The sequence below is a fragment of the Flavobacterium sp. LMO8 genome (genome assembly GCF_009495755.1).
Taxonomy (GTDB): domain Bacteria; phylum Bacteroidota; class Bacteroidia; order Flavobacteriales; family Flavobacteriaceae; genus Flavobacterium.
The window spans coordinates 425,296-450,409 of record NZ_WIBJ01000031.1; the positions used below are offsets into that span (position 1 = coordinate 425,296).

At 32.2% G+C, this 25,114-nt stretch carries 25 protein-coding genes; 10 read left to right on the forward strand and 15 right to left on the reverse strand.

Annotated elements, in window-relative coordinates:
* Positions 1–9: 9 nt before the first annotated feature.
* The 5 genes from bamA to GFJ94_RS09895 form a co-directional block, all read right to left on the reverse strand.
* Positions 10–2,760 (reverse strand): outer membrane protein assembly factor BamA, encoded by a 2,751-nt coding sequence (gene bamA, locus GFJ94_RS09875; RefSeq protein ID WP_153201367.1) that lies wholly within the window; start codon positions 2,758–2,760, stop codon positions 10–12.
* Positions 2,678–3,433 (reverse strand): isoprenyl transferase, encoded by a 756-nt coding sequence (locus tag GFJ94_RS09880; protein WP_153201368.1) that lies wholly within the window; start codon positions 3,431–3,433, stop codon positions 2,678–2,680. Before GFJ94_RS09880 ends, bamA begins: the two co-directional genes overlap by 83 nt.
* A gap of 1 nt (position 3,434) precedes the next feature.
* Positions 3,435–4,118, reverse strand: coding sequence for a DUF6089 family protein (locus GFJ94_RS09885; protein WP_153201369.1), 684 nt, complete (start codon positions 4,116–4,118; stop codon positions 3,435–3,437).
* Positions 4,119–4,237: 119 nt separating this feature from the next.
* Positions 4,238–5,122 (reverse strand): NAD kinase, encoded by an 885-nt coding sequence (locus tag GFJ94_RS09890; protein ID WP_153201370.1) that lies wholly within the window; start codon positions 5,120–5,122, stop codon positions 4,238–4,240.
* An 11-nt stretch (positions 5,123–5,133) separates the two neighbouring features.
* The gene (locus tag GFJ94_RS09895) at positions 5,134–5,793 is read right to left on the reverse strand and encodes a CBS domain-containing protein (RefSeq protein ID WP_153201371.1); all 660 of its coding nucleotides are present in this window, start codon (positions 5,791–5,793) and stop codon (positions 5,134–5,136) included.
* A 95-nt stretch (positions 5,794–5,888) separates the two neighbouring features.
* Between GFJ94_RS09895 and GFJ94_RS09900 the strand changes: the two genes are divergently transcribed.
* The 8 genes from GFJ94_RS09900 (at position 5,889) to clpX (ending at position 14,241) form a co-directional block, all read left to right on the forward strand.
* A complete protein-coding gene (locus GFJ94_RS09900) occupies positions 5,889–6,602 on the forward strand; it encodes a pyridoxine 5'-phosphate synthase (RefSeq protein ID WP_153201372.1) in 714 nt (237 codons plus the stop codon).
* Between the two features lie 4 nt (positions 6,603–6,606).
* Positions 6,607–7,368, forward strand: a complete 762-nt coding sequence (locus GFJ94_RS09905; RefSeq protein WP_153201654.1) for an alpha/beta fold hydrolase — start codon at positions 6,607–6,609, stop codon at positions 7,366–7,368.
* Positions 7,369–7,490: 122 nt separating this feature from the next.
* Positions 7,491–8,717, forward strand: coding sequence for an OmpP1/FadL family transporter (locus GFJ94_RS09910; protein ID WP_153201373.1), 1,227 nt, complete (start codon positions 7,491–7,493; stop codon positions 8,715–8,717).
* Between the two features lie 17 nt (positions 8,718–8,734).
* Positions 8,735–10,321, forward strand: a complete 1,587-nt coding sequence (locus GFJ94_RS09915) for a G-D-S-L family lipolytic protein (protein ID WP_153201374.1) — start codon at positions 8,735–8,737, stop codon at positions 10,319–10,321.
* Between the two features lie 76 nt (positions 10,322–10,397).
* Positions 10,398–10,742 carry a phage holin family protein gene (locus GFJ94_RS09920; protein ID WP_153201375.1) on the forward strand — a complete coding sequence of 115 codons (345 nt, stop codon included), beginning with the start codon at positions 10,398–10,400 and terminating at the stop codon, positions 10,740–10,742.
* A gap of 101 nt (positions 10,743–10,843) precedes the next feature.
* Entirely contained in the window at positions 10,844–12,169 is a 1,326-nt protein-coding gene (gene tig / locus GFJ94_RS09925; RefSeq protein WP_153201376.1) for a trigger factor, read from the forward strand.
* Positions 12,170–12,277: 108 nt separating this feature from the next.
* Positions 12,278–12,934 carry an ATP-dependent Clp endopeptidase proteolytic subunit ClpP gene (gene clpP / locus GFJ94_RS09930; RefSeq protein WP_111566130.1) on the forward strand — a complete coding sequence of 219 codons (657 nt, stop codon included), beginning with the start codon at positions 12,278–12,280 and terminating at the stop codon, positions 12,932–12,934.
* A gap of 74 nt (positions 12,935–13,008) precedes the next feature.
* Positions 13,009–14,241, forward strand: a complete 1,233-nt coding sequence (gene clpX / locus GFJ94_RS09935; RefSeq protein WP_153201377.1) for an ATP-dependent Clp protease ATP-binding subunit ClpX — start codon at positions 13,009–13,011, stop codon at positions 14,239–14,241.
* Positions 14,242–14,324: 83 nt separating this feature from the next.
* Here clpX and GFJ94_RS09940 read toward each other — a convergent pair whose 3' ends face one another.
* From GFJ94_RS09940 to GFJ94_RS09985, 10 genes are all read right to left on the reverse strand, one after another.
* Positions 14,325–14,579, reverse strand: coding sequence for a hypothetical protein (locus tag GFJ94_RS09940; RefSeq protein WP_153201378.1), 255 nt, complete (start codon positions 14,577–14,579; stop codon positions 14,325–14,327).
* 49 nt (positions 14,580–14,628) lie between these two features.
* Positions 14,629–15,306 carry a peptidoglycan DD-metalloendopeptidase family protein gene (locus GFJ94_RS09945; protein WP_153201379.1) on the reverse strand — a complete coding sequence of 226 codons (678 nt, stop codon included), beginning with the start codon at positions 15,304–15,306 and terminating at the stop codon, positions 14,629–14,631.
* Positions 15,307–15,387: 81 nt separating this feature from the next.
* Positions 15,388–16,260 (reverse strand): ACP S-malonyltransferase, encoded by an 873-nt coding sequence (gene fabD, locus GFJ94_RS09950; RefSeq protein ID WP_153201380.1) that lies wholly within the window; start codon positions 16,258–16,260, stop codon positions 15,388–15,390.
* 60 nt (positions 16,261–16,320) lie between these two features.
* Positions 16,321–16,848, reverse strand: coding sequence for an NADPH-dependent FMN reductase (locus GFJ94_RS09955; protein WP_153201381.1), 528 nt, complete (start codon positions 16,846–16,848; stop codon positions 16,321–16,323).
* Positions 16,849–16,896: 48 nt separating this feature from the next.
* Positions 16,897–17,613 carry a pirin family protein gene (locus GFJ94_RS09960; RefSeq protein WP_153201382.1) on the reverse strand — a complete coding sequence of 239 codons (717 nt, stop codon included), beginning with the start codon at positions 17,611–17,613 and terminating at the stop codon, positions 16,897–16,899.
* Positions 17,614–17,691: 78 nt separating this feature from the next.
* Entirely contained in the window at positions 17,692–18,267 is a 576-nt protein-coding gene (locus GFJ94_RS09965) for a Crp/Fnr family transcriptional regulator (protein ID WP_153201383.1), read from the reverse strand.
* 73 nt (positions 18,268–18,340) lie between these two features.
* The gene (locus GFJ94_RS09970) at positions 18,341–20,212 is read right to left on the reverse strand and encodes a U32 family peptidase (protein WP_153201384.1); all 1,872 of its coding nucleotides are present in this window, start codon (positions 20,210–20,212) and stop codon (positions 18,341–18,343) included.
* A gap of 190 nt (positions 20,213–20,402) precedes the next feature.
* Positions 20,403–21,569 (reverse strand): formate-dependent phosphoribosylglycinamide formyltransferase, encoded by a 1,167-nt coding sequence (gene purT / locus GFJ94_RS09975; RefSeq protein WP_153201385.1) that lies wholly within the window; start codon positions 21,567–21,569, stop codon positions 20,403–20,405.
* A gap of 42 nt (positions 21,570–21,611) precedes the next feature.
* Complete coding sequence (locus GFJ94_RS09980) at positions 21,612–22,796, reverse strand: pyridoxal phosphate-dependent aminotransferase (RefSeq protein ID WP_153201386.1); 1,185 nt, start codon at positions 22,794–22,796, stop codon at positions 21,612–21,614.
* A 57-nt stretch (positions 22,797–22,853) separates the two neighbouring features.
* Positions 22,854–23,948, reverse strand: coding sequence for an acyl-CoA desaturase (locus tag GFJ94_RS09985; RefSeq protein ID WP_153201387.1), 1,095 nt, complete (start codon positions 23,946–23,948; stop codon positions 22,854–22,856).
* Between the two features lie 108 nt (positions 23,949–24,056).
* On the opposite strand from GFJ94_RS09985, the gene rsmG reads away from it, so the two are divergent.
* Positions 24,057–24,686: a 16S rRNA (guanine(527)-N(7))-methyltransferase RsmG gene (gene rsmG, locus GFJ94_RS09990; protein WP_153201388.1), complete on the forward strand. Its 630-nt coding sequence runs from the start codon at positions 24,057–24,059 to the stop codon at positions 24,684–24,686.
* A 24-nt stretch (positions 24,687–24,710) separates the two neighbouring features.
* A complete protein-coding gene (locus GFJ94_RS09995) occupies positions 24,711–25,082 on the forward strand; it encodes a hypothetical protein (RefSeq protein ID WP_153201389.1) in 372 nt (123 codons plus the stop codon).
* Positions 25,083–25,114: the final 32 nt, after the last annotated feature.

A 25,114-nucleotide genomic window follows, 5' to 3' on the forward strand; every position in this document is an offset into this window, starting at 1 on the left:
TAACAAACCTTAAAATTGTTGCCCAATAATAAAGTGTGTTTGCCAACCGCTTTTAATTGTTTGATTTGGTATTGCATCAAATCCATGCGCAAAATCTATACCTAATAATCCAAAAGCAGGCATGAATACACGTAAACCAACTCCAGCAGAGCGTTGTAATTTAAATGGGTTATAATTACTGAAGTCATTATATGAACTACCAGCTTCTAAAAAACCTAAAGTATAAATAGATGCTGATTGGTTTAATGTAATTGGATATCTTAATTCTACTGAAAATTTATTGTAAACAGTTGCTCCAACTTGCTCCCCTCTTTCGTTAATAGGTGATAGCGAATTGTTTGGATAACCTCTTAATTGAATAACTTCTCTTCCGTCTAATGAAAAGTTTGCTAAACCATCACCCCCTAAATAAAATCGTTCAAAAGGAACAACTCCTCTATCATTATTGTATGCGCCCATATAGCCAAATTCACCTAATGTTCTCAAAACTAATTTGTCCCAAATTCTTGTGTACCAGTCACCTTTAAATTTAATTTTATAGTATTCTAACCAATTGAATCTTTTTTGGTCTACTTTTCCAACATCCTCAGATGCTTGTGTCCAGTCGCTTCCTACTGTCTGGTATTGTCCTGAACCTTCTTCCGTTTCTGCTAAGTAATCTCCAGCTACAGGAACTATACCATCTTCAGTAGGTACAGTAGGGTATTGAGTATTATTTGGATCATATATTAATTTGTAATTTTTTTGATTTTTTAAATCAGCATAATCTACTCCATTGAATGCTGAATATGGTAATGTAAATTTAGCAGAAACACTAAATTCTGAACCTGTAGTTGGGTAAATTGGATTAACACCTTTACTATTTCTTGTTAAGCCAATTGTATATGATAAGTTTCTAGATGAGCCATCTCCAAATGTAAATAAGCCTGTATTATAATTATTTAAATCATAATATTGGAATGATAAAGCCTGAGATAAAACAAAATAATCATCAGGAACAGTTAATCTTTTTGCAAGTCCAGCTGATAAAGCGATAATGTTAAAACTTTGATCTCTTGAAACATCGCGCGTTTGGTAATTGTATAAAAATTGCTTACTGTAAGAGAATGACGATGAAAAGCTAACTGGTTTTTTTCCGCCAAACCATGGTTCAGAAAAAGATAGGCTATAAGTTTGAAAATAACTACTGCCCTGTAGACGTAGAGACATTTTTTGACCATCTCCCATTGGTAATGGTTTATATGCTTCTTTATTAAATATATTTCTTGCCGAAAAATTATTAAAAGATAAACCAAGTGTGCCTATAAACCCACCACCACCATAACCACCTTGTAATTCTACTTGACTAGATCCTTTTTCAACTACATTGTATTCAATATCAACAGTTCCGGCTTGCGGGTCTACATTTTTAAAATCTGGTTTTATAGCCTCAGGGTCGAAGAAGCCTAATTGACCAATTTCACGAATAGAACGAATTAAGTCTTCTTTGCTATATTTTTGACCTGGCTTAGTTCTTAATTCTCTGTAAATTACATGGTCATTTGTTTTGTCGTTTCCAACAACTGTAATTTTATTGAAATAAGCTATCGGTCCCTCAGTAATTCTAATTTCAAAATCAATAGTGTCATTTACAGTTTTAATTTCTACTGGATTAATGCTTGAAAATAAATAGCCATTATTTTGGTAAAGATTTGTAAGATCTTCTCCGTCTGGTTTTTCAGGGTTTGCTATTCTTTCTTGAAGTATTGTCCCATTGTATACATCACCTTTTTTAATGGCTAATATAGAATTTAAAGCTCGATCTGTATATACAGAATTTCCTAAATAGCGAATATTACCAAAATAATATTTTCTACCTTCTTCAAGTTTAACTTTAATAGCTACTGTATTTTTTTTCTTGTTGAAAATAACGGAATCAGCTACGATTCTGGCATCTCTATATCCATTTTCTTTGTATTTTTTTATAACACTATTCAAATCTTCTTTATACATTTCTTTAATATATTTTGAAGATTTAAAAATTCTGAATATACTCTTCTTTTTGGTGTTTTTAAAAGCAGTTTTAAGTTTTGAATTTGTTATTTTTGAGTTGCCTTCAAATGTTATGTCACTTACCTTTACTTTATTGCCTTTATCAATTTTGACAACCATTTTAACATCAGAATCAGTACTATCTTGAAAAGTGTTTATAGTTACTTTTGTGTTATAAAAACCTTCCTTTTTATATTTATTTTCAATGTAATTTTTTGTAGTTGTTAATAAATTTTCATTTACAATTTTTCCTTTTTTAAGGTCTATTTCTTTAAGAATTTCTTCTGTTTTTCCTTTCTTTAAACCTTTGATTTTTACATCACTTAATTTTGGGAGTTCGTTTATGTTAAGTTCTAGGAAAATACTGTCTCCTTTGATTTCTGATACATAAAAATTAACATCTGAAAACAATCCTAATTTCCATAATTTTTTTATTGCTAAACTAATTTCTTCACCAGGAACAATTATAGTTTGCCCTTTTTCTAATCCTGTAAAAGTAGTGACTGTTTGTTCGTTATATGAAATTTTTCCAGTAACATTGATTTTAGCTAATATATACTCTTTTCCACTTTCAAGTTTTGTATCCTGCGCGAAAATTGTTGTGCTATTAAGTAAAATGAAAATCGTAAATAATTGTAATCCTTTTTTAAACATTTTTTTCGGGTATAATTTGTTCGCTGGTTTTTCCAAAACGGCGTTCTCTTTTTTGATAACTAATAATTGCTTCATACAAATGGGTTTCTGAAAAATCTGGCCAAAGCACATCTGTAAAATAAAATTCGGCGTAGGCTATTTGCCATAAAAGAAAATTACTTATTCTGTGTTCGCCACTTGTTCTAATTACTAAATCTACATCTGGTAAATTGTGTGTGTAAAGATGCTGATTAATAATTGATTCGTCAATAGCCTCTTCGGAAATTATATTATTTTTAACTTTGTTCGAAATTTTTTTAACAGCTTGAATGATTTCTTCTCTTGCTCCATAGCTCAGTGCAAGAGTAAGTGTCATCCTAGTATTTGTTGAAGTTTTTTGAATTACTTCTTGTAATTCTTTTTGAACACTTGATGGTAAATTTGTTAAATTTCCAATTGCGTTTAGTTTGATATTATTTGATTGTAAAGTCTTGATTTCTTTCTTTAAAGAAGATATCAAAAGTTTCATAAGTGTATCAACTTCTAATTTAGGTCGATTCCAATTTTCTGTTGAAAAAGCATATAAAGTAAGGTTTTTTATTCCTAATTTAGCGCAAGATTCTACAGTGGTTCTTACAGCTTTGGTGCCACTTTCATGACCAAGTGCTCTAAGCAATCCTTTTTGTTTTGCCCATCGACCGTTACCGTCCATTATTATTGCTAAATGGGTTGGTAAATAATCAGTATTTATTTTTTCTAATAATTCCATTTTATTCTGCACAAAAACAAGGGTTTTGACCAAAAGTATAGGTTAATGTTAAGCCTGAAAACACATACCAATCATTACTGTTTAAATTTCCAAAACGCAAAGTTTCAAAATTATCATTTTTAGGATTACTACCGTCTAAATTATCTGTAAAAGTGTAACGGGCACCAATTTCTGCACCTAATACAAAATTATCAAACAAACGCGCTTTTAAACCTATAGTCATTGGAATTGCAAATGTGCTGCTTTGATAATCTTTTTTACTTTCGTTATTCAAAATATAAATTTCATTATAAATGAAATAATTTACCCCAGTAAATACATAGGGACTTATTTTCTTTTTGCCATTATGTAAATCAAAATTTAAAAAACTAAATTCCATTCCGGCAGAAAGCTCTTTTATTTGATTTTCAAATGAATTTCCTCTTAAATTTCTGCTGGGTACATCGCTATCAATATCTTTAGATTTTAAACTTCCTTGATAGTATGAAAAACGCCACGCATGACGAGGGCTTCTATTCCATTTATAGATAATTCCAATTGCGGGTTCGTTTGGTGCTATGTAAGTCGTTGGACCTACATCACCAATATAATTAACTCCACCAACAAATACACCCAATTCGTTTATTTGAGCATACGTGGTGAACCCGCAGAAAATCAGTGATATATAGATTAAAAAGTATTTCATTTTTTAAAATAGTTTGCAAATATAACAATATAGAATTCTTATCCCTATTTTAAGGGATTTTTTTGTTCTCTTTTGTAGGTTGAAAACGTTAAAAAATGAAAAATGATATAAAAAGTCTGTTAATTTCTTTTGTCGGCACCCCAAAGTAATTTTTTACGAATGGTATTCAAGAATGATTCTTCCTTAAATTCAATGATAGATATTGTAAAAGGGGATTTTTTTATTTTTACAATTGTATCTTTTGAAACGGCAGAAATTCTAGAATCTAATGAAATTAAAAACTGTTCTTCTCTTCCTGAAATTCGAAGTTCAATTTCCATGTCATCTGTAATAACCAATGGTCTAGCATTTAAGTTATGAGGAGCCATTGGAGTTATAACTAAGCTTTCAACGTTTGGAGTAAGAACGGGTCCGCCACAACTTAAAGAATACCCTGTTGATCCTGTTGGGGTTGAAACAATTAAACCATCTGCCCAATACGAAGTAAGATATTCTCCATTTAAATACGTAACAATCGTTATCATCGAAGTAGTGTCTTTTCGAGCTACTGTAACTTCGTTTAATGCAAAATCGAATTCCTTGAAATTTTCATACTCGGGTGTGGTTTTAACCGATAAAAGTGTTCGTTTTGAAATAGCATAATCATTATTCAATAATTTTTGTAAAAGGGGCTCAATATTATCAAACTGAATTGTTGCTAAGAATCCCAACCTTCCTGCGTTAATTCCTATAATTGGTATATTTTTGTTTCTTACAAAAGTTGCGGCTTTTAATATGGTTCCGTCTCCGCCAATGCTAATTAAAGCTTTGAAGTCTGAGTCTAGGTTATTGAAGTTAGAATAAGTATCGTAATTTTTCGTGATGATGTTTTTCTCTTTTAGACTAGCTAAAAAACTAGCTTCAAAAACAATGGTAATGGCGTTTGTTTCAAAAAAAGTAACTACTTTTTGTACGATTTCAGCCGTACTGTTTTGATAATATTGGCCAAATAGCGCTATTTTCATTGGTGTTTTTTTTAAATGTTCAAGTATTTGTCTAAATAATCAGAGCGTTCTTTTAAACTGTTTAAGTAAGAGTCATCTTGATGTTCTGAAATAATTTCATATTCATAACGTCTGAAAGTTTGAATGATGTCATTTAAACCACTTTGACTTATTTTTACAGTAATTTCAACTTTGTTTCCTACTATATTTGAAATAAATAATCCTAAAATTTTAGCATTATTACTTTCAACTATTTGAGCTACTTGACTCATGGAAAGTTTATCTGTTTCTTTTTCTACTACAATAATACCGCCTTCTTCTTTTAAGAAAGGAGTTTCGTGGAAAAATCGAATAACATCTTCTAACTCATAATAGCCTAAATAGGTGTTTTTATCATCTAAAACCGGAATTAAATTACTTTCGTATTTGGCAAAAATTTCCAAAACATCAAGCCATATCGTAGAACTTCGAACAAAAAAATGCTCAAAATGAAAGCGTGTTTCGTTTACAATGGCATCGCTATTTAAAAGTTCAACGTTTTCTTTGCTTACACAACCAATATATATGCCATCTTCAGTGACTGGAAAATGGGTGTAAGGAAAATCTAAAAACAAATCCTGTGCATCAGCAATAGAATTGGTGTGTTTTAGCGGCTTTATTTCGTTATTTATATAGCTTGTAAGATTATTCATTTGAAGATGTGATAAAAATATATCGCAAAATAATCAAAAAATACCATATGCTTGCTAACTTATACTTTGTATTTTTGTATAAATTATAAATTATTATGACAAAGTTATCTGTAAATATTAATAAAATTGCTACTCTTCGTAATTCGAGAGGAGGTAATGTGCCTGATTTATTGAAAGTTGCAAAAGACATTCAGCAATTTGGAGCAGAAGGAATTACGATTCATCCAAGACCAGACGAAAGACATATTCGTTATCAAGATGCACGCGATTTAAAACCTATTGTGTATACCGAATACAACATTGAGGGAAATCCACAACATAATTTTATTGATTTGGTTTTAGAATGTAAGCCAACTCAAGTGACTTTAGTTCCTGATGCTATAGGTGCTTTAACTTCAAATGCAGGTTGGGATACCATCAAACATCAATCGTATCTAATTGAAGTAATTCAAGAATTTCAAAGAAACGGAATCAGAACATCCATCTTTGTAGATGCTGACGAAAAAATGATCGAAGGAGCAAAAGCAACAGGGACCGAAAGAATCGAATTATATACCGAATCTTACGCTCACGAATATGGTTTGGGAAACAAAAACGGAATTGAGCCTTATGTAAAAGCAGCCATTAAAGCGAATGAGTTAGGTTTAGGAATAAATGCGGGACATGATTTGAGTTTGGATAATATCAAATTTTTTAAAGATAATATTCCGGGTTTGCTTGAAGTTTCGATTGGTCATGCCTTGATTTCTGAGTCTTTATATCTAGGAATAGAAAATGTCGTAAATATGTATCTTCAAAAATTGAAATAAAATGTTGTTGCATTCAAGAATAGAAGGCGAAGGAAAGCCGTTGGTAATTATTCATGGTTTTCTTGGGATGTCTGATAACTGGAAAACATTAGGAACTCAATTTGCTAATGATGGTTTTCAAGTGCATGCTTTAGATTTGAGAAACCATGGAAAAAGTTTTCATTCTGATGATTTTTCGTATGAAATCATGGTGGAAGATGTTATACAATATTGCGAATTTCATCAATTAAAAGATATCACAATAATTGGACATTCTATGGGCGGAAAGGTTGCGATGCTTTTAGCTACAACTTATCCCGAATTGGTTTGCAAATTAATTGTGGCTGATATTGGTCCAAAATATTACGCACCACATCACCAAACAATTTTAGCTGCATTAAATGCGGTAGATTTTTCAAAGAAACCAAGTAGAGCAGAAGTTGAAGAAATAGTTTCAGGTTATATTAAAGATTTTGGAATAAGACAATTTTTGCTCAAGAATTTGTATTGGGAATCACCGGAACAACTTGCATTTCGTTTCAATTTAAAGGTTTTCAATGAAAAAATAGAAACCATTGGAACAGCTTTACCATTTGAGAATGTTTTTTCTAAAGAAACATTGTTTTTAAGAGGCGATAAATCAGATTATATTTTAGATAGTGATTTTGAAACTATTTACCATCATTTTCCTGAAGCAAAGATTGAAACAATTAAGAATGCTGGACATTGGTTACATGCTGAAAACCCAAAAGATTTTTATTCATTCGTACTTAATTTTATTAAATAAAGAAGCTAAAAAATTATGCATGCATAATTTTTTAGTTAAAAAAATTGTAAAATTCATATTTTGTTATAATTTTGAAGTATAGATTTTTATAAACAAAGAAAAAACTAACACATTTTTACATTATGAGAAAATTACTTTCTTTAACATTATTGGCTTTGGCTGGCTCTACTGCATTTGCAGGTGGATATAGAGTAAGTATTCAAGGACAAAAACAATTAGCTATGGGGCACACAGGTGTTGCTGTGGTAAATAGTGCAGAGGTTGCCTTTTTCAATCCTGCCGGTATGGCTTATTTAGACAAGAAATTTAATTTGTCTGTTGGAGGTAATGCTTTATTCGCAAATACAAAATTTCAAAATTCTCAATACAATTGGGAAGCAGAAACTAAAAACATGGGTACTCCATTTAGTGTGTATGCAACTTATAAACTAAATGATTGGTTTACTGCTGGTATCGCTGTTTACACGCCTTATGGAAGTTCTGTAGAGTGGGATCAAGATTGGGAGGGGTCTCATTTAGTTAATAATATCGATTTGCAAGCTATTTTTTTTCAACCAACTGTTTCAGTAAGAATTGGGGAACACTTTAGTCTTGGTGGTGGACCAATTTACGCTTCTGGGTCGGTTAATTTTAACAGAAACGTTGATAGATCAACAACAAATGCTGATGGAGAGAGAACAGATTTAACAATTGAATCAAAAGGAATTTCTGCTTGGGGATATACTGCTGGTTTTATGTTTAATCCAACTGATAAATTAAGAATTGGTATGAACTATCGTTCTGAAATTATTATGGAAGCAAGAGATGGAGATGCAACTTTTAATGATTATCCAACTACTGCACCAGATACAAAATTTAATGCTGATTTGCCTTTGCCTGCAGAGTTAACTGTAGGATTATCTTATAAATTTACCGATAAATTTTTAATGGCTTTTGACTATAACAGAGCAATGTGGAGTGTTTATGAAAACTTAAATGTTGATTTTACAAATCCAGCACTTCCAGATTCAAATAATCCAAGAAATTACAAAAACTCTAATACTTATAGAGTAGGTATGCAGTATGCTGCAAATAATAAATTTACATTCAGAGCAGGTTGGTATTTTGACGAAAGCCCAGTACAAGACGGATATTTTGCTCCAGAAACACCAAGAAATGATTCTATGGGTTATACAGGTGGTTTAACGTATCAATTAAATAGTAAATTAGGAATAGATGTTTCTTTCTTATATCTACATTTTGACGAAGTTGATAATTCTTATGATTATGTAAGTGATGGTAGTAGTTTTGGAGGTACTTATAAATCAGTTGTATTTTCTCCAGGTATAGGTATTACTTATGGTTTCTAATTTTAAATTAAAGAAAAATGAAAAATAAATTTATATATTTAGCTGTATTAGCTGCTGGTTTTGCTTCTTGTGAGCCAGAATTTGAAAATGAAGTAGATGCAAACTACACTTCAGGTGATGCAGATTTCACAACTTATGTTGCTATCGGAAATTCATTAACTGCAGGTTATATGGATGGAACGGTTTCAAGAGGAAGTCAGGCAAATTCATTTCCAAATTTATTAGCACAGCAATTTACATTAGTAGGTGGAGGTGAATTCACTCAACCGTCTTTTGCAGATGATGTTGATAACTTAGGTGGATTAATGTTAGGTGGAATTCCAATTGGAAGCACTCGTTTAGTTATTGATGCTTCAGAAGGAAGACCAGAAACAATTGTAGGTACTTCTACAATTGAAGTGTCTAATAATTTGCAAGCTACTGCTTATAATAACATGGGTGTTCCTGGAGCAAAATCGTTTCATTTAGTAGCGTCTGGTTATGGTAATTTAGCGGGTGTGTCATTAGGACAATCAAATCCTTATTTTGTTAGACATGCAACTTCACCTACTGCTACAATTTTAGATGATGCAATGACAAAAAATCCAACTTTCTTTACCAATTGGATTGGAGCAAATGATGTTTTATCGTATGCAACAAACGGTGGTGCGCAATCTGATGGCGAAACTCCAGCTGCAGATCACAATACAACAGGTAATTTAGATCCATCAACTTATGGAGGAAATGATATTACAAATTCTAATGTTTTTGCAAGTGTTTATTCGACTATCATTAACACATTAATTTCTGGTGGTGCTGGTGCTAAAGGAGTTGTAGCTACAATTCCAAGTGTAACATCTATTCCGTATTTTACAACAGTTCCATATAATCCACTTTCTCCTACAGCTTTAGGAGGCGCTACTAATATCAATACATTAAATGCGCAATTATATGGACCTTTAAATCAAATTTTCTCAGCTTATGGTGAACCAAGTAGAGTAAAATTATTGTCAGCTACTGCAGCTAATCCAATTTTAATTTACGATGCAGATGCAGCTGATAGATCGGCTGAGATTACAGGTGCATTAACACCAACATTAGGTGCTCCAACGGCTACTGCATTTGGAATGGTGTTTGGAAAAGCGCGTCAAGCAACTCGTGAAGACTTAGTGGTTTTACCAGCTTCTTCAGTTATTGGAACTCCAAATACTTCTTCACCTTCAACTTTAATTAATATCAATGGAGTTTCTTATCCAATGGCTAATAAATGGGTTTTAACTTCTAACGAAAAAGCAAAAGTTGCTAATGCTACTGCTTCTTATAATAGTTCTATTCGATCAATTGCAGCTGCTAATGGGTTAGCTGTTGCGGACATGAATGCTATTATGAATCAATTGGTTGGAGGTTTAAGAATAGAAGATGGTACAATTTATACTGCGAACTATTTCTCTTCAGCTACAGCAAGTACTGTGTTGTTTTCATTAGATGGAGTTCATCCTAATGCAAAAGGTTATGCTGTAATTACAAATGAAATTATTAAAGTAATTAACAGACATTATAATGCAAATTTACCTTTTGTTTATGCTTCAAGTTTTCCTGGGGCAACTATTTTGCAAACAAACTAAAATTTGTAACAATATGTAAAAAAGGCATCATTATTGATGCCTTTTTTTGTAACTTTAAATTTCTAAAAAAGATAAAATGAATTTAATAATTAAACTTTGTATTAGTACAGTTGTAGTTTTTGTACTTTCTTATTTTTTACCAGGTGTGCATGTTACTAGTTTAACAGGAGCTTTAATGGTAGCTGTTGTGTTAGGTTTGTTAAATACTTTTCTAAAACCAATACTAGTATTATTTACAATTCCAGTTACTTTGCTTACGTTAGGCTTGTTCTTATTGGTTATCAATGCGATTATCATTTTAATCTGTGATTATTTTATTGTTGAGTTTAGAGTAGATGGTTTTTTAACAGCATTAATTTTTAGTATTCTGTTATCAATTACTCAGTCAATTTTGAATAAAATCTTTATCGACGAAAAATAAAATTATAGCGAATTGAATTTCAATAAATTAAAAACTTGTTTGGGTTGTAAAAATTCTATAATTTTGCAACCCAAATTTTATGGTATTTAAATAAACAGATAATGAACATTACAAAAACGCAAGTTGATGCATTAAATGCTATTGTAACAGTAGCAATCACTAAAGAAGATTATTCGGATAAAGTAGAAAAAGTATTAGCTGACTATAGAAAAAACGCTGCAATTTCTGGTTTCAGAAAAGGAGCTGTTCCAATGAGTTTAATCCAAAAACAATATGGTAAAGCTGTTTTGTTAGAAGAAGTAAACAAAGTATTACAAACTTCTCTTAATAACTATTTAACTACTGAAAAATTAGATATTCTTGGAAATCCACTTCCAAAAGTAACCGAAAGTATCGATTGGGATGCAGAAAATTTCTCTTTTGATTTCGAATTAGGATTAGCTCCTCAGTTTTCTGTTGATTTAACAGCTAAAAATAACGTTACAAAATTCAACGTTATTGCAGATGATAAAATGTTGAATGATCAAGTTGAAAGAATTCAAAAACAATACGGAAAATTAATTTCTCAAGCGGAAGTAAAAGCTGACTTTGAAGTTAGAGGAACTTTTACAAATGAAGAAAAAGGAATCAATGCTCCTGCTAACTTTGGTTTAGATATTTTTGCTGATAAAAAAGTAGCAAAAGCGTTCATTGGTAAAAAAGTAGGTGATGTAGTAACTATCGGAACTAAAGGTTTATTCGATGACGATCACAAATTAATGGATTACTTAAAAGTAGGTCATGATGATGTTCACGGTTTGGATATCAATGTTGATTTTACAATTGAAGAAATCAACGAAATTGAAAAAGCAGAATTAAACCAAGAATTACTAGATAAATTATTCGGACCTGGAGTTCTTTCTTCAGTAGAAGATTTAAAAGCGAGAATTAAAGAAGATGCTGAAGCACAATTTACGCAACAAGCAGATCAAAAATTCTTAAACGATGTTACGGAATTTTTAATAGAAACTACAAAGTTTGATTTACCAGAAGCATTCTTAAAAAGATGGATTCAAAATGTAGGTGAAACTCCTTTAACTGCTGAACAAGCGGAAGAAGAATTTGCTAAATCTGAAAAAGGATTACGTTTCCAATTAATCGAAGGAAAAGTAATGGCTGATAATAATTTACAAATTACTTTCGAAGATTTAAAAGCACATACTGCTGAGTTAATCAAGAAACAGATGGCACAATTTGGTCAGTTAAATCCATCAGAAGATGAAATTAACGGAATTGTAGCTCGTGTAATGTCAAACCAAGATGAGGTAAAACGTTTATCAGAGCAAGTAATGAGCGAAAAAATGTTAGGTCTTTACAAAGAAAAAGTAAAAACGAAAACTAAAGAAGTAAATTACGATCAATTCATCAAAGAAATGTACGGAGAATAATTTCTCACAAAAAATAATTATCTTTGAGCGTCAGACTAGTTTTGGCGCTTTTTTATTCTGTATTCAACAGCAGAATTTCTAAATATTAATTATTTAAACCATACAAAAATGAACTACGGAAAAGAATTTAAAAAATATGCTACTAAGCATCACGGAGTAAACAGTTTATATTACGATAAAATTGTTGGAAGTATGACGCCATATATTATTGAAGAACGTCAATTAAACGTGGCTTCAATGGATGTTTTCTCTCGTTTAATGATGGATAGAATCATTTTCTTAGGAACGGGAGTTGACGATTACGTTGCCAATATTATTCAAGCACAATTGTTGTTTTTAGAAAGTGTTGATGCTTCTAAAGACATCAGTATTTATATCAATTCTCCAGGAGGAAGTGTATATGCGGGATTGGGAATTTACGATACAATGCAATTCGTAAAACCAGACGTAGCTACAATTTGTACAGGAATGGCTGCTTCAATGGGAGCGGTTTTATTATGTGCTGGAGCAGAAGGAAAACGTTCGGCATTACCACATTCAAGAGTTATGATTCACCAACCATCTGGAGGCGCACAAGGTGTAGCAACTGATATGGAAATCAACTTAAAAGAAATGTTGAAATTAAAAGATGAATTATATGAAATCATTTCTAAGCATTCTGGACAATCGTTCGAAAAAGTGCACAAAGATTCTGAGCGCGATTATTGGATGATTGCTGCTGAAGCAAAAGAATACGGAATGATTGATGAGGTTTTAACAAGATAATTTTAAAAAAGTAATTAGTGATTAGTAAATAGTGAAGAGCTAGTTACTAATCACTTTTCACTAATCACTAAAAAATGGCTAAAGAAGTATTAGAGTGTTCATTCTGCGGAAGGAAAAAGCCTGAAACCAATTTATTAATTGCAGGGATTAATGCGCATATTTGCGACAAGTGTATCGAACAAGCACACGGAATTGTATTAGAGGAATTAAAACAATCGGGTAATTCCAATTTGGTTGCTGATTTAATTCTGTTGAAACCAAAAGAAATTCGTGCGTTTTTAGATGATTATGTTATTGGACAAGATCAAACTAAAAAAGTAATGAGTGTAGCGGTTTACAATCACTACAAGCGTTTGATGCAAATTCAATTGGAAGACGAAGTTGAGATTGAAAAAAGTAACATCTTAATGGTGGGTCAAACCGGAACAGGTAAAACATTAGTAGCAAAAACGATTGCAAAAATGTTGAATGTTCCATTGGCTATTGTTGATGCAACTGTTTTAACCGAAGCTGGTTATGTAGGAGAAGACGTAGAAAGTATCTTAACTCGTTTATTACAAGCTGCAGATTATGATGTGGCTAAAGCCGAAAGAGGAATTGTATTTATTGACGAAATCGATAAAATTGCTCGTAAAAGTGATAATCCATCCATTACACGTGATGTTTCAGGAGAAGGTGTGCAACAAGCCTTGTTGAAATTATTAGAAGGAACAGTGGTTAATGTACCGCCAAAAGGAGGAAGAAAACATCCTGACCAAAAATTTGTAGAAGTAAATACGCAAAATATTTTATTTATCGCTGGTGGTGCTTTCGACGGAATTGAAAGAATTATTTCAAAACGTTTGAACAGACAAGCAGTTGGTTATAGTTCGTCTATTGGAACAGACCAAATTGATAAAGATAATTTGTTGCAATATTTAATTCCAAAAGACGTAAAAGATTTTGGATTAATTCCAGAAATTATTGGTCGTTTACCAGTTTTAACACACATGGATCCTTTAGATGCAGAAACGTTAAGAGCTATTTTAACGGAACCTAAAAATGCCTTAGTAAAACAATACAAAAAGTTGTTTGAAATGGATGAGGTGACTGTTGATTTTGAAGAAGAAGCTTTGGATTATATTGTTTCAAAAGCTTTAGAGTATAAACTTGGAGCCAGAGGTTTACGATCGTTATGCGAAGCTATTTTAACCGATGCAATGTACGAATTGCCAAGCTCTGATGAAAAACATTTACAAGTTACAAAAGAATATGCTGAAAACAGTTTGAGTAAAAATTTATTACAACGGTTGAAAGCTGTTTCTTAATAGTATTTAAATAATGAGGTTTTAAAACCTCATTATTTTTTACTTAATTTCTTTACATAAAATTTATAGGTCAAACTATTTTTTTATTTTTCTACAGATTCTTTTAATTTTTTCGCTCCTTCTTCCACTTTTTCAGCCCCTTTGGCAATAATAACTTTTGCTTTTTCACCTACTTTTGAAGAATCTATTGCATTTTTAGCTTTTACTTTTGCCGAGTCTGCGGCTTGTTTTAAATCGGCTCCAACGGCTTCAGAAGCTTCTTTTACTTTTTCTTTAGTTTCTTCTTTACAAGAAAGTAAAGTGGAAGCGATTGCAATTCCTAAAAATATTTTTTTCATGGTCGAATTTATTTATGAAAATAAAGTTACAAAATTAATGCCAATTCTATCAAACAATTTTTAATAGTAAATTGGGGTCTGGACAATTTGATTTGTAAAATGAAAGTGTTTTTTCACTACAAACTCCAGGATAATCACCAGTTTTTCCTTCCATATCCATAATGATTTGAAAATGCAAATGAGGAGCGTAGTCGCCATTGATTGGTGGTAAACCTAAAGTAGCTATTTGTTCTCCTTTTTTTACAATGTCTCCAACTTTTTTACTATTCAAACTATTTTCACTTAAATGCCCATAAAGCGTATGGAATTTAATTCCTTCAAATTCATGTGCTAAAATTATTGTTGGACCATAATCACCTAAGGCTGTATTGTTTTGAAAACTGTGGATAGTTCCATCTAAAGCCGCGTGAATTGGAGCCGATTTGTTAATCCATAAATCCAATCCAATGTGAATATTGCGTTCGTCTGAATGGGTATTTTTAAAAACAGTGCTTCTTTGGTATAACTTTCGAGTTTCAATATAACCGCCAAAAGCAATTTTATCTTGATTTTTATCTAAATGGTTTTGGATGAAAATTTCATAATCTTCAGCAGTTTCTAATTTTTGTTGATGCAAATCAAGATTTGATACTGACAAATTTAAAGGAACATATTCAGAATAATCAATTTCAGGAGCAATAACTTTAGCCGCTTCAATTGATTTAAAAAGTGCAATTAGATTTTCCATATTTTCTTTTTCCCAAAAATAAAAATTCCTCACGAATAAAACTTCATGAGGAATTCTATTTTAAAAGTATTTTATTTCTAATTAAGCCGAAATCGTTTCAACTTCTTTATCTATTTTATTTACTAATCCAACCAATACTTTTCCTGGGCCAACTTCTGTGAAACTCGTTGCGCCATCTTTAATCATTTGTTGTACCGATTGTGTCCATTTTACTGGAGCAGTTAATTGAATGATTAGATTTTTCTTAATCTCATCAGCATCAGAAACCGCACTTGCCGTTACATTTTGATAAACAGGACAAACTGGAGTTGAAAAAGTAGTTGCTTCAATCGCTGCTGCTAATTCTTCTCTTGCTGGTTCCATCATTGGTGAGTGAAATGCTCCACCAACAGGCAAAATCAAAGCACGTTTTGCTCCAGCTTCTTTCATTTTTTCACAAGCTAATTCCACCGCTTTGTATTCTCCAGAAATCACTAATTGTCCCGGGCAGTTGTAATTGGCAGCCACAACAACACCATCAATCGAAGCACAAATATCTTCTACAATTTTATCATCTAAATTCAAAACCGCAGCCATAGTTGAAGGTCTAATTTCACAAGCTTTTTGCATAGCGATTGCTCTTTGTGAAACCAATTTTAATCCGTCTTCAAAAGATAAAGCTCCATTGGCAACTAAAGCTGAAAATTCACCTAATGAATGTCCAGCAACCATTTCTGGTTTAAAGTTTTCTAATGTTTTTGCCAAAATTACTGAATGTAAAAATACCGCTGGTTGCGTTACTTTGGTTTCTTTTAATTCTTCAGTCGTTCCTTCAAACATGATATCTGTAATTCTAAAACCTAATATTTCATTGGCTTTTTCGAATAATTCTTTGGCTAAAGTTGAATTTTCATATAAATCTTTTCCCATTCCTGAGAATTGTGCTCCTTGACCTGGAAATACGTATGCTTTCATAAATTTTGTTTCAAGTTTAAAGTTTCAAGTTGTTCTTGAAAGGCAAAAATAACATTTTTATTATAATTTGATTGAATTTACAATTTCCATTAATTGGTTTTTCAATTCTGCATTTGTAATTCCTTTTTCAGCGTCAAAATTATCATTGAAACTTGGTAATGAAAAACTCCCTTTTATAATGCCACCTTGAAATGGAAAACGTTTAGTAGCAATCTCTAAAACAGAACTTCCACCGCGAGCACCAGGAGAAGTTGCTAATAACAACATTGGTTTTTCTTGAAAAGTTTTAGCGTTTATTCGAGAAGCCCAATCTAAAATATTTTTAAATGCGGACGAAAAATTTCCATTATGTTCTGCAAACGAAATCACGATGAAATCGGCACTTCCTAATTTAGCATAAAAATCTTGCGCTAATTGAGGAATTCCATTTTCTTTTTCTCTATCAACAGAATATATTGACATTTCATAAGCATTCAAATCTAAAACTTCTACAGTTGAATTTTCAAATTGATTGGCTACATAAGTTGCCAACTGTTTATTTATAGAATGCTTACTCGAAGAAGCTCCAAAAGCGATGATTTTTTTCATAGTTTATTTTTTTTACTGAACACTAAAAACTGATTACTGAACACTTATTTACTGTTCCATCGGAATTTCCATTACCAAAAACTTCGCATTTGTATTGGCTTTGATTTCAATTTCGGAAGCTTCCCAAATTCCAATTGCGTCTCTTTTTTCTAATTTTTCTCCGTTAACTTCAATTTCACCTTCAATATTCATGATGTAAAATCCGTTTCCTTCTTTTTTCAAACTTAATTTTTTTGAAAAACCGTTGTCAAAATCACTTAAATAAAACCAAGCATCTTGATGAATCCAAACACCTTCATCGTCTGCATTTGGTGATAAAATTTGCGCAAAATCATTTTTTTGTAACGATTGGTCTAAGGTAATTTGTTGGTAACGAGGTCCCACGTTTCTATATTTTGGAAACAACCAAATTTGAAACAATTTTGTGTGTTGATCATGATTTGGGTTAAATTCGCTGTGTTGAATTCCTGTTCCAGCACTCATTACTTGCACATCACCTGTTTTGATAGTTGCGGCATTTCCCATACTGTCTTTGTGCGCCAAATCACCTTCTAGCGGAATAGTGATAATTTCCATATTATCGTGAGGATGCGTTCCAAAACCCATTCCGGCTGCAACGGTATCGTCGTTTAAAACGCGTAACATTCCAAACTGAACTCTTTCTGGATTGTACCAACTGGCAAAACTGAAGCTATGATAGGCATTTAACCAACCATGATCAGCGTGACCTCTTGAAGCTGCTTTGTGTAAAACTGTATTGCTCATAATGTATAAATTTAGTAATTATTATGTTACAAATTTACAGCGATAAGATTTTGTAAGCACTTAATGTAGATTAAGAAATCATTTCTTGAACAACCTGCTTTTCATTTTACTAAAAAACTCGGGCGTTACTCCAATATAAGAAGCAATGTGTTTTTGAGGCACTTTTTGAATTAAAGTAGGATATTTAGAACAGAATTTTTCAAAACGTTCTTCGGCTGCTAAACTCAAATTATCCATTAAGCGTTCTTGATGAGAAACCAAGGAGTTTTCGGCTAAAATTCTGAAAAAGCGTTCTAATTTTGGAATTTCTTTATAAAGTTCTTTTTGATTTTCTTTAGTAATAATTACTATTTCGGCATCTTCTAAAACTTCTATGAATAAGTTTCCTGGTTTTCCTGAAATATAGCTGTACATATCACCAATCCACCAACCTTCGCAAGCAAAATGCAAAACGTGTTCAATAATATTGTCATTAATATTGAAATTTCTCAAAATTCCCGAATTCACAAAATATGTGCAAGTCGCCACTTCGCCAGCGCTTAATAAAATGGTTTTGGCTTTGAATTGTTTGGTTTCGGTTTTAGACAAAAACAACTTTTGCTCTTCAGGAGTTAGAGCAACATGTTTGGTGATATTTTCTAAAATGGATTGCATTACTCCAAAAATACAATTTAATTTTGGTATTCCAGAAAAGAAAAAACCGATGCCTTACACATCGGTTTCTATATTAATGAAAGTGATCTTCTTCAATTTCAAATTCGGCATCTTTTTCCCAAATTTCCATTTCGCAAGGTTTACAATTGAATTTTAGTTTGTATTCCAATTCACCTTGTTTTAAAACTAAAGGTTCTTTTACTTTTTTATCCATGTTTTCACGATGGTATTTTGGGCAACGTTCTAATTCGTATTTGATGCAATATTTAGTGGTCATTACACGCGATTTTCCTGGATCCCATTGTAATTCGAATGCTTTTTCAATTTCGGTTACACCATGACGTTCGTAAAATTTACGTGCCGTTTTGTTGGCAACATTGTACATGAAATCCAGTTTAGTTTCTGGATACGGATGCGATGTTTTAACCAATTGATGTTCTTTACGAACGTAATTTTTCAAACGAATTTCCGATAATTGTTCGTAAACCGTTCTTCGCATTTCATTGATTTTTGAAATAGGAAGAAACCAATTTCCAGAAAATTCAATCGTAATTTCATCAGCAGTATAAGGTGTAAAGCCAGTTTTTGCTAAGTTAATTTTGAAATTTTCTGCTAAAGATTCGTTGTTTTTTGTTTGTTCTTTCGGGTGAACCAAATGTACAACGCTTACATTTCCATCTTCATCCGTTGCAATTAATTCGAAACCATTTTCGTTTTCTTTTAATAGTAAAGTGGTGCTGATTTTTCTCACCGCGCTATCTTCTCTTTCAACTAATTTAATGAAAGCCGCATCATTATTTCTGTAAATGAAAGTACCTTCTTTGATTTCTTTCAATACATTTGGATATACAAATCCGTTTTCGGCACGATTCACGTAAATTCCTTCGGCTTCGTTGTTTTCGTTTATAAAACACAATCCGTCACCATTATTAAGTAATTCACCATTTTCAATTACATAGGAGTTTCCAATGGTTTTAATCAGTTTTCCTATGTATTGCCCTTTTGATTTCGGACTTTCCCAAGAACCAATGGTTTGATGTCTTTCGTTTACAAAATAATCGGTATAACCACGATTGAACGTTCTATCTAATGATGAATCAAATAAATACGTACATTTTCCAGAAGAAGCTTTGGTATATTTATCGCTGTTTTCGTTTAAGAAAGCATCTAATTTCTGACGTAAATACGAAACGTTATTTTTTACATACACAATGTCCTTCAAACGACCTTCAATTTTGAAAGAAACAATTCCAGCTTCCACTAAATTTGGAATTTGGTTCGAAACATCAAAATCTTTTATCGAAAGTAAGTGACTATTTTTGATTAAAGTATCGCCATTTCCGTCAATTAAATTATATGGTAAACGACAGTTTTGTGCGCAAGAACCTCTGTTTGCCGAACGTTCTCCATTGGCAACACTCATATAACAATTTCCGCTAAACGAAACACATAAAGCACCCGTAACGAAGAATTCTAATTCAACATCAGAAGCTTCGCTGATTTCTTTGATTTGATGCAAGTTTAACTCACGCGCTAAAACCACACGTTTGATTCCAGCATCCGCTAAGAATTTAATTTTATCGGCATCACGATTGTTGGTTTGCGTACTTGCATGCAATACGATAGGAGGTAACTCCATTTCCATAATCGCCATATCTTGAATGATTAAAGCATCTACTCCAATATCATACAATTTCCAAATCAATTGACGACAAGGTTCTAATTCGTTATCATATAAAATGGTATTGATAACCACAAAAACTTGAGCGTTATATAAATGTGCGTATTTAACCAACTCGGCAATATCTTCAACAGAATTGGTTGCGTTTGATCGAGCACCATATAAAGGAGCGCCAATATAAACTGCATCAGCACCACTATTTATGGCAGCAATTCCTTGTGTTAGATTTTTTGCAGGAGCTAAAATTTCAATCTTCTTTTTCATCTGTTCTGATTATAATTTTTCAGAGGTAACATATGGAATCGCCTTTTTTTTATTGTGATTGCTTACGCAATCTTTTTATTGTGGCGATTTCATTTGTAAATCTTTAATCTTTCGGGAATTACCGAAAAAAAGTGTGCAAAGTTCATACAAAAAATCCAAGATTTCTAATTCTAAGAAGTTTTTTTGTGTTTTACGAATGAACTTTAACTAAGCTGGAAGCATATTTTGCCTTTTCAACAACTTCTTGAACGGAGCTATTTACGGTGTCATAAGTTAAAGCAACGCCCATTCTTCTGTAAGGTCTTGATGTTGGTTTACCAAACAATCTGAAGTCGGTTTTTGGTAATCCTGCAATATCTTCAATTCCAGAAAAAGTAGGATTGGTTGAGTTTTCAGATGCTAAAATTACTGCACTAGCCCCATTTCTTTCCAATGTAATTTCTATAATTGGTAAACTTAAGATAGCACGTAAATGCAATTCAAATTCGTTAAAATTTTGTGTTCCGGCTAAAGTTACCATTCCAGTATCATGAGGTCTTGGTGATAATTCTGAAAAGTAAACGCCTTCATTTGTTAGAAAAAATTCAACACCAAAAAGACCAGCACCACCTAATGCTTCGGTCACTTTTTTAGCCATGTCTTGAGCATCAGCTAGATCTGCATCTGAAACTTTTGCTGGTTGCCAACTTTCTTGATAATCACCTCTTTCTTGTCTGTGTCCAATTGGTGCACAAAACAAAGTTGGATTGTTGTTTTGGGTAACAGTTAATAAGGTAATTTCAGAATGAAAGTCTACGAAAGCTTCCACTATTACTTCAACAACATCGCCACGAGAACCTTCAACGGCATATTTCCATGCTTTTTCAATATCTTCTTCCGATTTTATAGTTGATTGTCCTTTGCCAGATGAACTCATTAACGGTTTAACAACACATGGAATTCCAACTGCTTCAACACTCAATTTTAATTCTTCGGCAGTAGTTGCGTATTGATATTTTGCTGTTCTTAGCCCTAAGTCTTTGGCTGCTAAATCTCGAATAGCTTTTCTATTCATAGTAAAGTTTGCCGCTTTAGCAGATGGAACAACTGTTATTCCTTGTTTTTCATAATCATAAAATCGTTCTGTACGAATGGCTTCGATTTCAGGAACAATAAAATCAGGATTGTGTTTTGCAATTATTCTGTCTAATTCAGTACCATCTAACATGTTAATTACTTCAAAGCTATCTGCAACTTGCATAGCAGGGGCATTTTCATAACTGTCTACAGCAATAACTGTTTGACCTATTCGTTGGGCAGCAATAACAAACTCTTTTCCAAGTTCTCCTGATCCTAGTAATACGATTTTTTTATTCATAATTTTTTTTAAAAAAGCCCCAAGAAACTTGGGGCATATTTATTAAGCTACTGCTTCTTTAATTCTTTTAACTGCTTCTCTTAATAGCTCTTCGCTAGTGGCATAAGATAGACGGATACAATTTGGATTACCAAATGCATCTCCGGTTACTGTTGCAACATTTGCTTCGGCTAATAAGTACATTGCAAAATCATTTGCATCTTTGATTTCGGTTCCTTTGATCGTTTTTCCAAAATAAGCCGATACATCTGGGAAGAAATAAAAAGCTCCTTCTGGACGCGTTACTTTAAAACCTGGAATTTCGTTTAATAAATCGTAAACCAATTTGCTACGATACTCAAACGCATCAACCATGTACTTGATTTCTGAAGGATCTGCTTCAATTGCTGCAATAGTAGCGCGTTGTGCAATAGAATTAGCTCCAGAAGTAACTTGTCCTTGAATTTTTGTACATGCTTTTGCAATAAATTCGGGTGCTCCTAAATAGCCAATTCTCCAGCCAGTCATTGCAAACGCTTTTGCTACACCGTTAACTGTAATCGTGTTGTTTTCCATCCCTGGAATTGAACCTATACTACAATATGAACCAGTATAATTTATATGCTCATAAATTTCATCTGAAACTACATAAACATGTTGGTGTTTTTTTAATACTTCAACCAATCCTTCTAATTCTGTTTTGCTATAAATCATTCCAGAAGGATTACAAGGAGAGCTAAACCACATCATTTTAGTTTTTGGAGTAATAGCAGCTTCTAATTGCGCAGGAGTAATCTTAAAGTTAGTTTCGATAGAAGTTGGAACTTCAACAGGAACACCTCCAGATAATTTCACAATTTCTGAATATGAAACCCAATATGGTGCAGGCAAAATAACTTCGTCACCATCATTTAGCATTACTTGTGCAATATTGTATAAAGATTGTTTTGCTCCTGTAGAAACAACAATTTGAGATGGTGAATAATTTAAGTTATTATCTCTTTTGAGTTTTTTGCAAATAGCTTCTTTTAATTCTGCATAACCTTCTACTGGTGTGTAAGCAGAATAGTTGTCATCAATTGCTTTTTTTGCAGCTTCTTTAATATAGTCTGGAGTATTGAAATCTGGTTCTCCTAAACTTAAGCTAATAATGTCTTTTCCTTGTGCTTTTAATTCTCTTGCTAAAGCAGCCATTGCTAATGTTTGCGAAACGGCTAAGTTGTTGATTCTGTCCGATAACGGGTTCATTGTGTGTTAGTTATTATAGTTAATACAAAAGACGCGATTCCTCGCGTCTCTTCTTTATTATGCTAATTGTGGTTTTCTTCCTAGTTCTCTCAAATGCTTGAAGTGAGAAGCGATGGCCGATCGAGTAGTTTTGAACTCGTGATACGGTAAGTTACACTCTGCTGCCGTTTGTTTTACAATTTCAGCAATTTTGTTGTAATGAATGTGACTGATATTTGGGAAAATATGGTGTTCAATTTGGTGATTTAATCCACCTGTATAATAATTTACAATCCAATTTTTTGGTGCGAAGTTTGCCGTTGTAAACAATTGGTGAATTGCCCAAGTGTTTTCGATTTCTCCACTTTCATCTGGAATCGGATTGATAGTATCTTCTACAACGTGTGCTAATTGGAATACTACACTCAAGATTAATCCCGCAGTATAATGCATTACAGCAAAACCTAAAATAACTTTCCACCAAGTAACTCCTAAAACCATTGGTAAAACTAACCAAATTGAAAAGTAGATTATTTTTGTAATGACTAATGTTGTCCAAAGAATGGTTGGTTTTTTGAATTCACCATACGATAAATTTCTTTTTAAGTAACGTTTCATTTGAAGGAAATCAGTTGTGATAGCCCAGTTAAATGTTAGTAATCCGTATAAGAAAACAGAATAATAATGTTGGAATCTGTGGTGGCTGTACCATTTAGCTGTTTTAGAAAAACGTAAAATTCTTCCCGCTTCTAAATCTTCATCGTGACCAATAATGTTGGTATACGTGTGGTGTAAAACGTTATGTTGTACTTGCCAGTTATACACATTTCCAGCTAAGATGTAGATACTTCCGCCCATTAATTTGTTTACCCAAGACTTGTTTGAATAAGCACCATGATTACCATCGTGCATTACATTCATTCCTACTCCAGCCATTCCAATTCCAATTACTACGTTAAGTAATAAATAGGTCCAAAAAGGCATATCCATTGCAAGTAAAAAGAAGTATGGTGTAAGGAAAAGACCAAACATTACAATCGTTTTCAAGTGAAGTTTCCAGTTTCCTGTTTTGTCAATTTTATTTTCTTTAAAATAATCGTTTACTCTTTTATTTAATGTTCTGAAAAACTTCAGATTATCTTCTTTTGAGAAAATTGGGGTTGTGGTACTCATAAATATTCTATTCAAATTTTGTCAAAGATAATTATTATAATTTTTTCATTTATGATATTCGTCATTTTTTATTCACTAAAAAGCGTATTTTTGTGCAAAATTTAACGAATGGAAGCCATTTTAAAGCAATTTCCTGATTTATCTGATAATCAAATACTTCAGTTTCAAAAATTACAATCATTATATGAAGATTGGAATGCTAAAATTAATGTAATTTCAAGAAAAGATATCGACGAATTATACACGCGTCACGTTTTGCATTCGTTAGGAATTGCAAAAATTATTGAATTCCGTCCAGGTTCTAAGATTATGGATGTGGGAACGGGTGGTGGTTTTCCTGGAATTCCATTGGCGATTTTGGATCCAGAAGTTGATTTTTATTTGATTGATGTTATTGCGAAAAAAATCAAAGTAGTGAATGAAGTTGCTGCCGGTTTAGGCTTAAAAAACGTTAAAGCTGAACAAAAACGTGCCGAATTAGTCAAACAAGAATTTGATTTTATTGTAAGTCGCGCCGTAACTAATATGCCTGATTTTGTAAAATGGGTCGATGATAAAGTTTCAAAAAAGCAGAATCACGAATTAGCCAACGGAATTTTATATCTAAAAGGCGGCGATTTAACTGAAGAATTAAAAGCTTTTCCAAAAGCTACTGAATATAATTTGTCGGATTTCTTTTCGGATGAGTTTTTTGAAACTAAGAAAGTGGTGCATTTGCCGTTGAAGTATAAGAAGTAGTTTTATTAAAGATTAGTGTTTTCTATGAAAAAAATTATTTTAGTTTTTTTGTTTTCTTTTCTCTTTTCTTGTGAAGGTTCTGATATTTACAGAGGAAAATGGAAAGCCCTAGATAAAGAAGAGAATAAATTGGAAATTGAATTTTTTCCTAAAAAAATGACTCTGTTGGATAGTTTAGGAAAATCAATAAATTATGATTATACTCAAAATTCTATTGAATCTGATGACTCAATAAAAACTTATGGAATTACTTTAAGTGATGGAAGAATATATCAAATTTATTTTCCTAAAAAAGATTGCAGTATTGGTTTGATTTTGGACGAAAATGATAATCAAATATTTACATTAAGTAGAGATGCTTATGTTGATTTTGACGAAATTTATAAGCTATATTAATTAAAAATAAAAAGGGTTAAGAAAACAAATCT

Bases quoted from the DNA above. Each gene is read 5' to 3' on its own strand.
- GFJ94_RS09955 (WP_153201381.1), bottom strand. From the start codon at position 16,848: ATGAAAAAAATCATCGCTTTTGGAGCTTCTTCGAGTAAGCATTCTATA.
- GFJ94_RS09900 (WP_153201372.1), top strand. From the start codon at position 5,889: ATGACAAAGTTATCTGTAAATATTAATAAAATTGCTACTCTTCGTAAT.
- GFJ94_RS09910 (WP_153201373.1), top strand. From the start codon at position 7,491: ATGAGAAAATTACTTTCTTTAACATTATTGGCTTTGGCTGGCTCTACT.
- GFJ94_RS09960 (WP_153201382.1), bottom strand. From the start codon at position 17,613: ATGAGCAATACAGTTTTACACAAAGCAGCTTCAAGAGGTCACGCTGAT.
- rsmG (WP_153201388.1), top strand. From the start codon at position 24,057: ATGGAAGCCATTTTAAAGCAATTTCCTGATTTATCTGATAATCAAATA.
- GFJ94_RS09915 (WP_153201374.1), top strand. From the start codon at position 8,735: ATGAAAAATAAATTTATATATTTAGCTGTATTAGCTGCTGGTTTTGCT.
- GFJ94_RS09970 (WP_153201384.1), bottom strand. From the start codon at position 20,212: ATGAAAAAGAAGATTGAAATTTTAGCTCCTGCAAAAAATCTAACACAA.
- GFJ94_RS09965 (WP_153201383.1), bottom strand. From the start codon at position 18,267: ATGCAATCCATTTTAGAAAATATCACCAAACATGTTGCTCTAACTCCT.
- GFJ94_RS09885 (WP_153201369.1), bottom strand. From the start codon at position 4,118: ATGAAATACTTTTTAATCTATATATCACTGATTTTCTGCGGGTTCACC.
- clpX (WP_153201377.1), top strand. From the start codon at position 13,009: ATGGCTAAAGAAGTATTAGAGTGTTCATTCTGCGGAAGGAAAAAGCCT.
- GFJ94_RS09945 (WP_153201379.1), bottom strand. From the start codon at position 15,306: ATGGAAAATCTAATTGCACTTTTTAAATCAATTGAAGCGGCTAAAGTT.
- GFJ94_RS09920 (WP_153201375.1), top strand. From the start codon at position 10,398: ATGAATTTAATAATTAAACTTTGTATTAGTACAGTTGTAGTTTTTGTA.
- clpP (WP_111566130.1), top strand. From the start codon at position 12,278: ATGAACTACGGAAAAGAATTTAAAAAATATGCTACTAAGCATCACGGA.
- GFJ94_RS09985 (WP_153201387.1), bottom strand. From the start codon at position 23,948: ATGAGTACCACAACCCCAATTTTCTCAAAAGAAGATAATCTGAAGTTT.
- GFJ94_RS09940 (WP_153201378.1), bottom strand. From the start codon at position 14,579: ATGAAAAAAATATTTTTAGGAATTGCAATCGCTTCCACTTTACTTTCT.
- bamA (WP_153201367.1), bottom strand. From the start codon at position 2,760: ATGAAGCAATTATTAGTTATCAAAAAAGAGAACGCCGTTTTGGAAAAA.
- GFJ94_RS09890 (WP_153201370.1), bottom strand. From the start codon at position 5,122: ATGAAAATAGCGCTATTTGGCCAATATTATCAAAACAGTACGGCTGAA.
- GFJ94_RS09980 (WP_153201386.1), bottom strand. From the start codon at position 22,796: ATGAACCCGTTATCGGACAGAATCAACAACTTAGCCGTTTCGCAAACA.
- fabD (WP_153201380.1), bottom strand. From the start codon at position 16,260: ATGAAAGCATACGTATTTCCAGGTCAAGGAGCACAATTCTCAGGAATG.
- GFJ94_RS09895 (WP_153201371.1), bottom strand. From the start codon at position 5,793: ATGAATAATCTTACAAGCTATATAAATAACGAAATAAAGCCGCTAAAA.
- GFJ94_RS09995 (WP_153201389.1), top strand. From the start codon at position 24,711: ATGAAAAAAATTATTTTAGTTTTTTTGTTTTCTTTTCTCTTTTCTTGT.
- tig (WP_153201376.1), top strand. From the start codon at position 10,844: ATGAACATTACAAAAACGCAAGTTGATGCATTAAATGCTATTGTAACA.
- purT (WP_153201385.1), bottom strand. From the start codon at position 21,569: ATGAATAAAAAAATCGTATTACTAGGATCAGGAGAACTTGGAAAAGAG.
- GFJ94_RS09880 (WP_153201368.1), bottom strand. From the start codon at position 3,433: ATGGAATTATTAGAAAAAATAAATACTGATTATTTACCAACCCATTTA.